This is a genomic window from Synoicihabitans lomoniglobus (assembly GCF_029023725.1).
Classification (GTDB): Bacteria; Verrucomicrobiota; Verrucomicrobiia; order Opitutales; family Opitutaceae; genus Actomonas; species Actomonas lomonigloba.
On record NZ_CP119075.1, the window covers coordinates 3,703,305 to 3,716,212 of the forward strand.

A 12,908-nucleotide genomic window follows, 5' to 3' on the forward strand; every position below is an offset into this window, starting at 1 on the left:
ACAGGCCGGGGTAAATGTCCAACTCCCGGCGTCCTCCCCTCGCCATCGTTGTCCATGCCACTAGTTAAACCGACCTGCGTCCGCGACCTGCGCGCCCGGGTGAACATCGTTGATGTGATCTCGCGTAGCGTGACGCTCAAAAAGGCCGGTTCGCGCTTCAAGGGCCTGTGCCCCTTCCATCAGGAAAAGTCGCCGTCGTTCCACGTAAACCCCGACATGGGGGTCTACAAATGCTTCGGCTGCGGCAAATCGGGCGACTTGATCACATTCGTCCGCGAGACCGAGGGGCTCAACTTCATCGAGTCGGTCGAAGCCCTGGGACAGCGCTTCAATGTGCCGATCGAATACGAAAACGGGGCCGGTCCCTCGCGCGAAGAGCGTTCACTCCGACAGGAGATTTTCGAGCTCCACGAGATCACCGCCCAACACTATCACGAATGCTTTCGCGCCGCCAATGACGTGGGCAACTGGATGCGGGACTACTGGGAAAACCATCGCCGTTTCACGCCGGAACTGGCCGAAGAATTCAAAATCGGCGCGGTCGGGGCCGACGGCAGTGGCTTGGGCGGGGTGTTGATGAAGCACGGCTTTTCCGAAGCCGCCCTCCGCCAATGCGGGCTCTTCTTCATCTACGAAGATGCCGCCCTCACCTTGCATTCCTTGCGACCTCGCTTCCGGGGCCGCCTCATGATTCCGATCCGCGATCACCAAGGTCGCGTGGTCGCCTTCACCGCCCGCCAAACCGAACTCACGCCGGACAACGATCCCGCGAAGGACGCCAAATACGTCAATTCCCCCGAAACCCCGATCTTCGTCAAAGGCAACCTGCTCTTCAATCTCGACCGCGCGCGCACCGCGGCGGGCGAAGGGCACCCCTTCGTCATGGTGGAAGGCCAGCTCGACGCCTTGCGCTGCTGGAGCGTCGGCCTGAAAACCGCCATCGCCCCTCAAGGCACCGCCATTACCGAAACCCAACTTGCCTTGCTCCGCCGGTATCACAATCAGGTCGAGTGCTTCTTCGACGGCGACGGGGCGGGACAAAAAGCGGCGCTGCGGTTTTTGCCCATGGCGCTGAAGGCGGGCATGGAAGTCCGGTTCCTGACCTCGAAAGGCGACGCCAAACTCGATCCCGATCTCCTCTTTCTCGAACGCGGACTCGCCGGCTACGACGACGTGAAAGCCGCTTCCCAGACGGCCATGGAATTTGCCGGGCACGCCCTCCTACCCGATGGCCGCAAATCCAGCGCGGAGCGCAAAGCCGCCGCCGTGCAGCCGCTGTTCGAGATTATCATTGCCGCTGAATCCGAAGTCGCCCGGTCGGAATTCATCAACGAAGCCAGCCGACGCCTCGGGTTGTCGGCCCTCGCCCTCACCCGCGATTTCGAACAATTCCGCCAACGCGGCAGCCGCTACGCCCCGGTCCACCGCGAGGAACCCGCGCCGCCGCCCGCGCCCACCGGCCCCCAGACCATTTCCCCGGAACATCACCTGCTGTTGCTGTGCCTGCATTTCGAGCAACTGGGCAAACCGATCAGCCACATCCTCCCGCATGACTGGGTCGATGCCGCCGAACCCGCCGGCGCGCTGCTCAACCGCTTCCTCGCCGAATTCGAGCACGATGCCTGGCCCGGTGCCGCCCATCTCTCCGAGACCGATCTACTGGAGACCGAAGCCGAGAAAACGTTGGTGGCGTCGCTTTTATTCGACGCCCCCAGCATCGAAGATCCGTTCAAAGCGGCCGAGGAAGGCCTGCAAAAGTTAAGGGATCGCACCCTGCGCTTGCGCCTCCGCCAAATAGAACTTGCTTTGTCGAATCCCGCTTCGGACATTCAGCCTGACGCATTTTCTCTGCTGAAATCACGTTCTGAATTGCAAAGACAGCTACGCCAACCGCTTAGATTGGCGGAGGCTGTCTAGTCTCGTATTACATCCATGCCGCGCAAAGCCAAGTCCGCCACCTCCTCCGCTCAGTCGGAGGCCGTTGAAACCGCCCTCAAGTCGACCGAGGGTAAAACGTCCGCCACCGTCGATGCCGCCGCCAGCGGCGTCAACGAGCGTATCCGCCTGCTCATCCGTCTTTCCAAAGAGCAGGGCTACCTCACGTGGGACGACATCAACGAGGCTTTGCCCGAATCCGTCGAGAACCAGGACGAGTTCGATAACATCATCTCCATCCTCCAAAACCTCGAGATTGAGATCCTCGAGCCCGATCAGGTTGAGGATTACAAGCAGCGCATGGAGGAGGCCGAGGAGGAGGCCACCCGCACATCCCAGAACGACATCCTCGACGACCCCGTCCGGATGTATCTCAAGCAGATGGGTCAGGTTCCCCTGCTCACCCGCGAGCAGGAAGTCGAAATTTCCAAGCGCATCGAAACCGCTGAACTCAACGCGCAGACCGCCCTCTTCCAAGCCGCCGTCATCGGTGGCCACATCGGCACTCTCGGCGAAAAGCTCCTCACGCGCGAGGAACGCTTCGATCGCATCGTCATCGATAAGAAAATCGAGAGTCGCGACGCCTACTTCAAATCGCTGCCCAAGCTCGTCGAGACGACGCAACGCAACGAGATGATGGTCGGTCAATCCTGGGTCGAGTGGCACAAGGCCAAGGGCGAAGCCGAGAAGAAGAAGGTCCACACCAAGCACAAGAAACGTGAGACCACCCTGCGGAACAATTTCCCCAAGTTCTTCTTCAAGCTGAAAGTCTACGAGGAGTGGCTCGCCAACAAGCGCCCGGTCCTCAACGAAATCGAACAGATCAATGCCAAGATGGCCCGGGCCAAAAAGCCCCGGACCAAGCGCGATGCCGCCATCGATCCCAAGGAGCTGAAAGCCCGCCTCAAGGAGATCGAAAACGAACTGCGCATCGATCCCGATGAATTTCACCGCATCGTCGAGCAGACCTACGTCCATGTCCGCGAGGCCCACAAGGCCAAGACCGAGATGGTCGAGGCCAATCTCCGCCTCGTGATTTCGATCGCAAAGAAATACACCAACCGTGGTCTCTCCTTCCTCGACCTCATCCAGGAGGGCAACATGGGCCTCATGAAGGCGGTCGAGAAATTCGAATACCGCCGCGGCTACAAATTCTCCACCTACGCCACGTGGTGGATTCGCCAGGCCATCACCCGTTCCATCGCCGACCAAGCCCGCACGATCCGCATTCCGGTGCACATGATCGAGACCCTCAACAAGGTCATGCAGGTGCAAAAACAACTCCTCCAGGAATTCGGCCACGAGCCGACCCCCGAGGAAGTGGCCGACGAGATGAACCTGCCCGTCGAGCGCGTGCAGCAGATCATGAAGATGGCCCAGCAGCCCATCTCCCTCCAGTCCCCCGTGGGCGACGGCGATGACACGTCGTTCGGTGATTTCATCGAGGACAAGTCCGCCGAGAATCCTTACGACATGACGGCTTATTCGCTGCTGCGCGAAAAGATCATCGACGTGCTCGACTCCCTCACCGAACGCGAACGCCGCGTGCTTTCACTGCGTTTCGGACTCGTCGACGGCTACAGCCGCACTCTCGAAGAGGTGGGCAAGCAGTTCAAGGTTACCCGCGAACGTATTCGCCAGATCGAGGCCAAGGCTCTCCGCAAGATGCGTCACCCGACCCGCATCCGTCAGTTGCATGGCTTCTTCGACGCCGAGCAGTTGGACAACGCCCAGAACCTCATGAAGCTCGCCGTCAAACCCGGCACGGCGCAAAACCTCGGTCGTCCGAACTGAGTCACGTCTCCCCTTGCTTCCCGCCACGTTCGATTCTACTTTTCCACTCGCCATGAACTTCCCCGCTCTATTCGCGATCGGTCCCTTGGGCACGACCGAGGTCCTCGTCCTCCTCTTCATCGTGCTGCTTTTGTTCGGTGCCAAAAAACTTCCCGAGCTCGCTCGCGGCCTGGGTAAAGCCAAGAACGAGTTCCAGAAAGCCTCGGACGAAGCGAAGAACGAATTTAATGCGGCAGACGAAGAACCGACGAAACCGCTCGCCAAAACGCCCGAGTCTTCCGGCACCCCGGGCAACAACTGAGGCGACCCCATCACGTCGCCACTTTCCTTCCCTTTCCTCCGCGCCGCTTCGTTCCGAACGGCGCGTTTTTGTTGGCTCAAAATACGATCTTTTCCTTCCGGTGCGATTTTTGCTCGCAACGCCCTCGCTATAAGCGGTTTTACACTTTGACACCCCGATTGCTCACCGATTGTTTTCCGACGGCGGAAACGCGTCCCACATGGCCTTAAAGTTCCTCTCCCACTTCTCCAACGACATCGGTATCGACCTTGGCACAGCCAATACCTTGGTTTACTTGAAGGACCGCGGGATTGTCCTGCGGGAGCCGTCCGTCGTCGCCCTCGACTCCACCACGCGCAAAGTTCGCGCCGTTGGTTCCGATGCCAAACGCATGCTCGGCCGCACCCCGGGCAACATCACCGCCATCCGACCCATGAAGGACGGCGTCATCGCCGACTTCGACGTCACCGAGGCCATGCTGCGGTATTTCATCCGCAAGGTGAACAGCAACAGCTTCCGCGTCAGCCCGCGCGTCGTGATCGCGATTCCCTCCGGCATCACCGAAGTGGAAAAACGGGCCGTGAAAGACTCCGCCGTGCATGCCGGCGCCCGTGACGTGATCACCATTCCCGAGCCCATGGCCGCCGCCATCGGCGTCGGACTGCCCATCGATGAGCCGGCCGCCAACATGATCGTCGACATCGGCGGCGGCACCACCGAGATCGCGATCATTTCGCTGTCCGGCATCGTCTTTTCCAAATCCATCCGCGTCGCGGGTGACGAAATCGACGCCGCCATCGTCAACTACATGAAACGGGCCTACAATCTCCTCATCGGTGAGCGCACCGCGGAAGAGATTAAAATGCGCCTCGGCTCGGCCTATCCGCTCGACGAAGAGCTCACCATGGAAGTCAAGGGCCGCGACTCGGTCGCCGGTTTGCCCAAGACGATCCACATCACTTCCCAGGAAATTCGCGAGGCCCTCAGCGACACCATGGCCGCGATCGTCGACGCCGTCCGCGCCGCGCTCGAACGCTGCCCGCCGGAACTTTCGGCCGACCTCGTTGACCGGGGCTTCGTGCTCGCCGGTGGCGGTGCCCTCATTCGCGGCATCGATCGCCTCCTCAGCGAAAAGACCGGCCTGCCGGTGACGATCGCCGAGGATCCGCTCTCCGCCGTGGCCAACGGCACCGGCGCGGTATTGAGCGATTTGAGTTGGGTGCTGCAACACAGCTGATCGGCCTCGCCGGTCCCACGTCCCCGCGTCAGCGCGGTCTTTGCGATCGCCGCCAACTGCGGTGCACCCCTGAGCTTGTCACGACCGCTTCGCCCGTTCACCACTAATTCGCCTTTCGAATCCCGGTGCCTTCTCGTCGTTTTGATCAAACCAAACCCTTCATCACCCTCGGGGTGTTGCTCTTGGTATGGCTGATCTTCCCGACCGTGCTGAAACGATTCGCCCGCGACGGCTTTTATGAAATGCAGTCGCCGGTCGAAGTATCGGCCTCCTACCTCCGGGAACTACAGGACTATTGGGCGCTGCGCACCCGTTCCAAAAACGACATCATCGCCGCCTATCGCGACCTCGGGGGCGTCGTAGCCAAATACGCGCACTCCGCCGAGGAAAACGTCGAGTTGCGCCGCGAGGTCGCCCGGCTGGAGCGACTGCTGCGTTTGCCTTCGTTCGATAATTATCGCTCCGAACCTGCTCGCGTCGTCAGCCGTGATTTCAATGGCTGGTGGCAACGGCTGACCATCCGCAAAGGGGCCAATTTCAATCTGCCCGTCGGGGCTCCGGTCATCTTCGCTGGCGGCGTCGTCGGTCGCATCACCGAAGTGCATTCCACCACCGCGATCGTGGACTTGATCAGCAGCCCCAATGTTCGCCTCGCCGCCTCGTTTGAAAACGACGACCGTCCTATGAGTTTTCAGGGGGGATTAAATCCCCCCCTTTCACGGCCTCAGGCCACGGTGGAATTTGTGCCGCTCGACCTGCAGGCCAATCCCGCGAATCCGCAACCGTTGGTGACGTCCGGGTTGGGCGGAGTTTTTCCGCGCGGACTTCGCCTCGGCACCGTCATCCAACTGGAGCCCAGTCTCGACGGACTCTTTAAAACCGGGCGCGTCAATCTCGACCCGCGACTCAATCAAGTCACCGAAGTCACCGTGCTCGTGCCGCTCGATCCGTTGTGAAATTGCAGCCGAGCTCGCCAACCATGCCCCCGGCTTCACTCCCACCCCGTAGGAGCGCGCTCGCGCGCGATGAACACGGTAGAGCTGTCCGAAGCGCCCCCGGCGGCCATCGCCCCCGACCACGTTCCTTCCTTCGCACCACGTTAGCGGCCGCTGCGGCTCGCCACCCCATTCCCGCGTGAAATTCCAACCCAGTCATCGTCGCACCGCCGTCGTGCTGTTCTGTGGACTTATCCTGAACGCCTTGGCCGGGCAGGCCAATTACAGCCTCAGCCCCTACGCCGTTTCGCTCTGGATCGGCGGATTACTTGTGGCCTTCCCCGCGTTGCGCCTGGCTCCGCAGCAGGGATTCAACGCCAGCTTCCTGCTCGGGTTGTTTTTGGATGCCAGCAGTCCCCTGCCCTTTGGCTTCCATGCCTTTTTGTTCGGCGTGGCTCACCTCATTATCGTGCGGGTGCGCAATCGCTTCGCCGCCACCGAGCCGCTGCTGGGACTCGTCGTCGCCTTGATCACCAATCTCGGCATGTTTGTCATCATCACGTTCTTCGCCTTGAGTCGCACTCCGGGCGCTTCGGTCTCGGGGCTGCGACTGCTCACCGATCTGGCCGTTTCTCAAATCGCGATTGGTCTGACCGCCTACTGGTTTTTCGCCCTGCAGGAACGGGCCCTCGAAATTGTCCGCGTCGGCTTGCGTGACGAGGTAACTGCCGCGATGTAGTTAAGCAGCAATGGCAGACAATATCACGGATGGCTCCAGTGGCATGGTGGAAACCCACAAGGGGTCCAATCCACGTCTGCAATTCTTCTACATTCCCATCGCCATCGGCTTCATGACCCTGGCCATCGGCTTGGTGATTCAACAAGTCCTGCGGTCGGACTTGGCGCATGAAAAAGAGAAGGCGCAAAGCCAGCGCCGCATTCTGGTGCCGGGCCCGCGCGGCAACATTTACGACCGCAACGGCGAACTGCTCGTCGGTAATCGTCCCCGTTTTTCGGCCGTGCTCTACCTCGACGAACTGCGCGCCGAAATCTACCGCGAATACGTCGAAATCCGCAAAGCCTACCGTGCGGTCGAGGCAGTGGGGGAAGACGTCGACGTGCCTTCATCCACGCAGATGACCGAGATCGCCCGCTTCACCGTCGTCGACCGCTACCTGCAGAAAGTTAATCACGCGCTCGGCCGCGAAACCGAGCTCAACGCCCGGAATCTGCGGCGTCATTTCAACGCGCAACGTATTCTCCCTTACAACCTCATCGAGGATCTCGAACCCGATGAATACGCCCGCCTGCTCGAGCAGTTGCCGGTCAATTCCCCCCTGCAGGTCTATACCACCAGCACGCGCTATTACCCCCACGACAACACTGCTTCCCATGTGCTCGGCTATGTCGCCGCCAACCGCGACATCGAGGTCGATGAGGAATTCCCCGGCGCTGAGTTGATGACCTTTCGCATGGTCGGCTCCGAAGGTCGCAATGGTCTGGAAACCCAATTCGAGTCGAAACTGCAGGGTGAAGCCGGCGGCACCGTCTACCGCGTCAATTCCGTCGGCTATCGCGTGGAATCACTCCAACGTCGCCTGCCCGTGCAGGGGGAAAATCTGATCACCAGCCTGGACATCGACCTGCAGCTCGCGGCCGAAAAACGGATGCGCGAATACGAGATGGCAGGGGCCGCCGTCGCCCTCGACGTCAACACGGGTGAGGTGCTCGTCATGGCCAGTGTGCCCGACTACAATCTCAACGACTTTTCCCCCAGCCTCAGTCAGGCCGCCGTCGACGACATCAATGCCCGTGGCGCATGGTTGAACCGCCCCATCCAAGGACTCTACCCACCGGGCTCCTCGTTCAAAATTCTGGTCACGTTGGCCGGCATGCGCGCCGGCACCATTGGCCCCGATACCGAAACCAATTGCGGAGGCTATTACCGCGTCGGCCGCCGTCTCTTCCCTTGTCACGACGGCCACGCCCACGGACAGATCAAGCTGCACACCGCCATCGCCAAAAGCTGCAACGTATTCTACTACGAGCACGGTTTGGAGACCGGTGCCCAGGCCCTGGCCGACGAAGCCCGGCGGCTCGGGTTCGGCTCCGTCACGGGCATCGAGCTGCCCCACGAAAGCGAACGCACCCTGATTCCGGACCCCGCGTGGAAAAAAGAACGTCGCGGCCAGAGCTGGGTGCCGGGCGACACCGCCAACATGTCCATCGGTCAGGGAGATGTATTGGTCACTCCCCTACAAATGGCCACGTTCATGGCTTCCCTCGCTCGCGGCCAGACCACGACCGTCCCCCACCTCACCCACGATCCGGAACGCGCCGTGCAACGCACCGCCCCGCTCGGCCTGTCCCCGGCGAACTACGCCGCCGTGCTCGAAGGCATGGAGGAGTGCACCATTTCCGGCACTTCGCGCACTTCCTTCACCACCATCAAGTCCATGCGTATTCCCGGCCTGCGCGTGGCGGGCAAAACCGGCACCGCGCAGAAACGCACGGCCAAGGGCACGGTTAATTTCGCCTGGTTCATTTGTTTCGCGCCCATCGAGCGCCCCCAGGTCGCCATCGCCGTCATGGTCGAGGGCGACACCCCCGGGGAGGAAACCGGCGGCGGCTCGTTTTCCGCTCCCGTGGCCCACGATATTCTGGCGAAGTGGGCGGAAAAGTTTCCTGAGCTGATCCCCGCTCCGTCGAGCGAAGCGGCCGTCTTGGCGGCGCGCTGAAAGCGCAGGAATAGCGGGGACCCGACCCGCCGCCACTATCTCACCACGCGCCGAGCGCGTTGAGTCGTGCGATCGCTTCCATGGCCGCCCGCCCGTTATGATAGGGGCATTTCCAAAACCCCACCTTCTCGAAAGTGGTGATAATCTCCCCATTCCGCTTCACCCCCCGAAACCACTCCCCGCCCTGCGGATCAATCAGTCGCGCTTCAATGAAGTCCCACAGTCGAAAAGCCGCCGCGAGATAACGATCATCGCCCGACAGCTGAGCGGCATTGATGAAGCCGACCACTCCCTCCGCCTGGGGCCACCATTCTTTGGAGTCATCGGTGACCCCGGTCGGCCCGCCTTCGTTGAAAATTGCCCCATCGGCATCGACTCCTTCCGCCAGCGTGACCTCCGCGATCTTCATCACGATTGGCAGCAGCCGCGCGCGCAGGGCCTCATCGTCCAATGCCTGCGCCGCCTCCCACAACAACCACGCGGCTTCGATGTCGTGCCCGTAGGAAATTCGCTGCGAGGTCGGCGTCCAGTCCGCTTGAAAAAACAGCCCCAGGTGAAACGCTTCGGGATGAACCACGTGATCCACCATGGTCACCACCAACGCGTGCAGCGCCGATCGCACGCGATCATTCGGCCACACCCGCAGCAAATTGGTGTAGGCTTCCATCACGTGGAGAAGCGTGTTCTGCGACTTGGGAACGTTCTGGTCCACGTCACTCAAACGCATGTCGGCAATGGATGACCAATTGGCTCCAAATGCCTCAAAGTAGCCGCCGCGCGCCGGATCTTTCGCATGCTTTTCCAATCGCTCAAAGACGTCTTGCGCCCGCCGCAACGGCTCGGCCCCTGCCGTCGCCCGGTGATATTCCGTCAGCGCGTAGATCGCAAACGCCTGCCCGTAAACTTGCTTGCGCGTGCGTTCCGGCGACCCGTCGGGATGGATGGACCAATAAAATCCCCCATGCTGTTCATCCGCAAAACGACCGATCAAGTCCGCATACGCAAAGTCGGCCATGGCTCGCAGATCGGCGCCTCCATAGACGCGAAACGCCGCCGCATAGGTCCATAGGATACGAGCGCTCAGCAGGGCGCCCCGGGGCTTGGAATCATCCACCACGAGTTCGTGCGACAATTCGGCGTGAAACGTGCCGCGTTCGCCGTCGGCGACGTGCTCCATCCAGAACGGCAGGATATTCGCCCGCAGGTCCGTTTCAATGCGCTGCCGGTAGGCAGAAAGCGTGGTCGGGTCCATCGCGACTAAGCGGCAGCTGGCGCCACGCCTACAGCTGGCGAAGAAACTCGAACGCGAGGTCCGCTTGATCCGGCAAATTCTCGTGCTCGTAATCCGGATAAAGCACCATGCGCTTCGGCCCCGTGAGTTTGTTGAAAGCCGCAAACTGCGTGCTGGGCGGACAAATTTGATCCATCAAACCCGTGAACATGAGCACCTCCGCCTGCACCCGGGAGGCAAAATTTTGCACATCGATGTAGCCGAGTTTGGTAAACACCTCGTCGACGCGCTCATGCCGCGGATCGAATTTGCGCAGAAAATACCGCAGCTCTTCGAATGCGCCCTTCGCCAGATCCATGTCCCATACCCGCTTGTAATCGGACAAAAACGGAAACACGGGCGCCGTGCGTTTGATGCGGGGCTCCAGCGCCGCGCACACCAGCGCCAACGCCCCACCCTGCGAAGCACCGGTCACCCCCACCCGGTTTTCGTCCACTTCAGACAACGCCATGACGATGCGCGCCAGCAGAACCGTATCCAGGAAGATGGCACGATAAAGCAGCTTGGTCGGGTCGGGATCGTCGAGGCCGCGCACAAATTGTCCGCGCAACGTCATGCCCTTGGGCCCGCCCGCATCGTCGGACCGGCCGCCCTGCCCGCGGCAATCCATCGCGGCCACCGCAAAACCACACGCCGCCATGCCCAGCGATTCCGTCCAGTCACCACTGTTGTGCGAATAGCCATGAAACTTCAGCACCGCCGGCAGCTGGCCCGCGGGTTGCCGCGGCCGCAGATATTTCGCGTAGATACGCGCCCCGCCCACGCCCGTGAACCACAAATCGAAACAAGCGACGTGCGGCGGATTGATCGCCGTATTCTCGACGATTTCGAGCTGGGCATCGTGACCGTCGAGTTCCGCCAACGCCGCGTCCCAATAAGCGTCAAAATCCGCCGGTCGCGGCGTCGAACCTTGATAGGATTTCAGTTTTTCGAGCGGAAAATCAAAGGCAGGCATAAGAGGAAAGGGTTAACCACAGCAAGACACAGCTGGTTTCACGACCGTGACGCGAGGTAACGTGGCGGGACCGCCTCCCATGGTCAGCTTTAAATCTGGGTTTATCCGGGTTGGTCGGCGGTTAAAAAATTCTAACGTTGGAGCGTTGGCCGGCATCAATCGCCCGCAGCTCGGTCGGCCATGGCAAACGCGCCAGCAATTGCCCGGCCGCATCGAACTCGCCCAGTTCGACACCGCCCGCCAAGGGCACGTAGAAACGTTGGCGGTTGCTATCAAAGGCGAGGGTCGTGGGTGAGACCGGCTCCGTGAAGCGAATCGTTTCCACCGGCTCCACTTCGTTCGCGTAGGCCACGAGGCTGCCATCGTCGGCGTAGAGCACGAGCAGACGATCCCGCACCTGGTCCCACGCCAGACCACCGATCACGCGGGTCGTATTCCCCGGTCGCACACTGTCCCGCACTTCTCCGTAACGCGTCACTTTGCCCACCGCACCGGGCTCCGGCATCGCCGCGTAAACCATGCGGTTGAACGCCCGCACCGCCAGATCGAGTGACGCCTGCCCCGATTGCGCGAAGGCCGCCGGAAGCTGGTAACGATACCATTCTTTCCGCTCCGACCGTTTGATCGTCACCAATTCGTTACCGGGCGCCAACCGCAGCCAAATGTAGTCGGTGTTAAATTCGTAACCCAGCCCCACCACCACGTCAGTGGGCGCGAGAAATCCTTCCAACTCATCGTGTAAACCATCCTCCAACCCGCGATCCATCACGGGAGCTGTCCCGATGCCCGCCAGGTAAAGATGCGTCGGCCCGCGCGTCGCACAGCCCGCCAGCGCAATGCTTAGAGCGGCCCCCGTCATTGCCGCCCCTCGCCGGATTCCATCAAACTGAAACCATTCCCCTGCTTTCTTTATCATGTATCCCCACCATCAAGAGACCATCGCCAACGCGGAGCGAGTTTTTGCCGCCGAACCTGATGTAATCGCCCTGCTCGTCGGCGGTTCCATCGCTCACGGGTTAGCCCGTGAAACTTCCGACGTGGATATCATGATCGTCGTTTCCCCCGAGTCCTACGCCGCCCGTAAAGCACGCGACGAACCGCTCTATCTCAACTTCGAGCACAGCACCTACGAAGGTGGCTACATCGACGGCAAGTATCTCGATATTCCTTTCATGGCACAGGTCGCGGACCGCGGCAGTGAAGCCGCCCGCTACGCCTTTCAAGATGCCATCGTGGTATTTTCCCGCGACGACCAAATCCCCGCCCTCATTTCCCGTATCGTCCGTTTTCCGGTGGAAAAGAAAGCGGATAACATCCGCCGGTTTCTGGCCCAAATGAACGCCTGGAAATGGATGGCGCAGGAGGGTCGCAAACACGGCAACCGCTACATAGTCCGACGCGCGATCGACAACTTCATCCTCTTCTCCAGCCGGGTTATCCTCGCTCACAACGAGCGGCTTTACCCGTTCCACAAATGGATGCTGCGCGAGGTCGAGCGCGCACCGGATCGACCCGCGGACATGCTGGCGATGATCGATCGGATTCTCGACGAATCATCCGCCGAGTCCGTCGAGGCCCTCTTCTCCGCCGTCAAAGCGACCACCACGGTCGAGTTTGACGACGCGACCTGGGGACGCTGGTTCCAACGCGACAACGAGCTCAACTGGCTCGACCACGAACCGCCGGTGGCCGATTTGTGAGAGTCCCGTGACTCGCGGCTTTTGATTTGTAATACTGTCGCGC

General features: G+C 60.9%; 11 protein-coding genes. 8 read left to right on the plus strand and 3 right to left on the minus strand.

From position 1 onward, the window contains the following. Positions 1–54 precede the first annotated feature (54 nt). The 7 genes from dnaG (at position 55) to PXH66_RS14315 (ending at position 8,919) form a co-directional block, all read left to right on the plus strand. The gene (dnaG, locus tag PXH66_RS14285) at positions 55–1,917 is read left to right on the plus strand and encodes a DNA primase (RefSeq protein WP_330929116.1); all 1,863 of its coding nucleotides are present in this window, start codon (positions 55–57) and stop codon (positions 1,915–1,917) included. Positions 1,918–1,932: 15 nt separating this feature from the next. Next, positions 1,933–3,729: an RNA polymerase sigma factor RpoD gene (gene rpoD, locus PXH66_RS14290; RefSeq protein WP_330929115.1), complete on the plus strand. Its 1,797-nt coding sequence runs from the start codon at positions 1,933–1,935 to the stop codon at positions 3,727–3,729. Between the two features lie 52 nt (positions 3,730–3,781). Further along, entirely contained in the window at positions 3,782–4,030 is a 249-nt protein-coding gene (gene tatA / locus PXH66_RS14295) for a twin-arginine translocase TatA/TatE family subunit (RefSeq protein WP_330929114.1), read from the plus strand. Between the two features lie 199 nt (positions 4,031–4,229). Next, entirely contained in the window at positions 4,230–5,246 is a 1,017-nt protein-coding gene (locus PXH66_RS14300; protein WP_330929113.1) for a rod shape-determining protein, read from the plus strand. A gap of 125 nt (positions 5,247–5,371) precedes the next feature. Then, entirely contained in the window at positions 5,372–6,202 is an 831-nt protein-coding gene (gene mreC / locus PXH66_RS14305; protein ID WP_330929112.1) for a rod shape-determining protein MreC, read from the plus strand. 178 nt (positions 6,203–6,380) lie between these two features. Further along, positions 6,381–6,920 (plus strand): hypothetical protein, encoded by a 540-nt coding sequence (locus PXH66_RS14310; protein ID WP_330929111.1) that lies wholly within the window; start codon positions 6,381–6,383, stop codon positions 6,918–6,920. Positions 6,921–6,930: 10 nt separating this feature from the next. After that, positions 6,931–8,919, plus strand: coding sequence for a penicillin-binding transpeptidase domain-containing protein (locus PXH66_RS14315; RefSeq protein WP_330929110.1), 1,989 nt, complete (start codon positions 6,931–6,933; stop codon positions 8,917–8,919). A gap of 40 nt (positions 8,920–8,959) precedes the next feature. On the opposite strand, the gene PXH66_RS14320 is transcribed toward PXH66_RS14315, so the two are convergent. The 3 genes from PXH66_RS14320 to PXH66_RS14330 all read right to left on the minus strand — a co-directional run bounded on the left by PXH66_RS14320 (position 8,960) and on the right by PXH66_RS14330 (position 12,081). Continuing rightward, positions 8,960–10,171: an AGE family epimerase/isomerase gene (locus PXH66_RS14320; protein WP_330929109.1), complete on the minus strand. Its 1,212-nt coding sequence runs from the start codon at positions 10,169–10,171 to the stop codon at positions 8,960–8,962. Positions 10,172–10,199: 28 nt separating this feature from the next. Then, a complete protein-coding gene (locus tag PXH66_RS14325; protein WP_330929108.1) occupies positions 10,200–11,165 on the minus strand; it encodes an acetylxylan esterase in 966 nt (321 codons plus the stop codon). A gap of 121 nt (positions 11,166–11,286) precedes the next feature. Next, entirely contained in the window at positions 11,287–12,081 is a 795-nt protein-coding gene (locus PXH66_RS14330) for a hypothetical protein (RefSeq protein ID WP_330932052.1), read from the minus strand. Between PXH66_RS14330 and PXH66_RS14335 the strand changes: the two genes are divergently transcribed. After that, positions 12,080–12,865, plus strand: coding sequence for a nucleotidyltransferase domain-containing protein (locus PXH66_RS14335; protein ID WP_330929106.1), 786 nt, complete (start codon positions 12,080–12,082; stop codon positions 12,863–12,865). The two genes, PXH66_RS14330 and PXH66_RS14335, sit on opposite strands and share 2 nt — an antisense overlap. Positions 12,866–12,908: the final 43 nt, after the last annotated feature.

Coding starts and splice junctions, on each gene's coding strand:
- PXH66_RS14315 (WP_330929110.1), top strand. CDS start 6,931: ATGGCAGACAATATCACGGATGGCTCCAGTGGCATGGTGGAAACCCAC.
- dnaG (WP_330929116.1), top strand. CDS start 55: ATGCCACTAGTTAAACCGACCTGCGTCCGCGACCTGCGCGCCCGGGTG.
- PXH66_RS14330 (WP_330932052.1), bottom strand. CDS start 12,081: ATGATAAAGAAAGCAGGGGAATGGTTTCAGTTTGATGGAATCCGGCGA.
- PXH66_RS14300 (WP_330929113.1), top strand. CDS start 4,230: ATGGCCTTAAAGTTCCTCTCCCACTTCTCCAACGACATCGGTATCGAC.
- PXH66_RS14320 (WP_330929109.1), bottom strand. CDS start 10,171: ATGGACCCGACCACGCTTTCTGCCTACCGGCAGCGCATTGAAACGGAC.
- rpoD (WP_330929115.1), top strand. CDS start 1,933: ATGCCGCGCAAAGCCAAGTCCGCCACCTCCTCCGCTCAGTCGGAGGCC.
- tatA (WP_330929114.1), top strand. CDS start 3,782: ATGAACTTCCCCGCTCTATTCGCGATCGGTCCCTTGGGCACGACCGAG.
- PXH66_RS14335 (WP_330929106.1), top strand. CDS start 12,080: ATGTATCCCCACCATCAAGAGACCATCGCCAACGCGGAGCGAGTTTTT.
- PXH66_RS14325 (WP_330929108.1), bottom strand. CDS start 11,165: ATGCCTGCCTTTGATTTTCCGCTCGAAAAACTGAAATCCTATCAAGGT.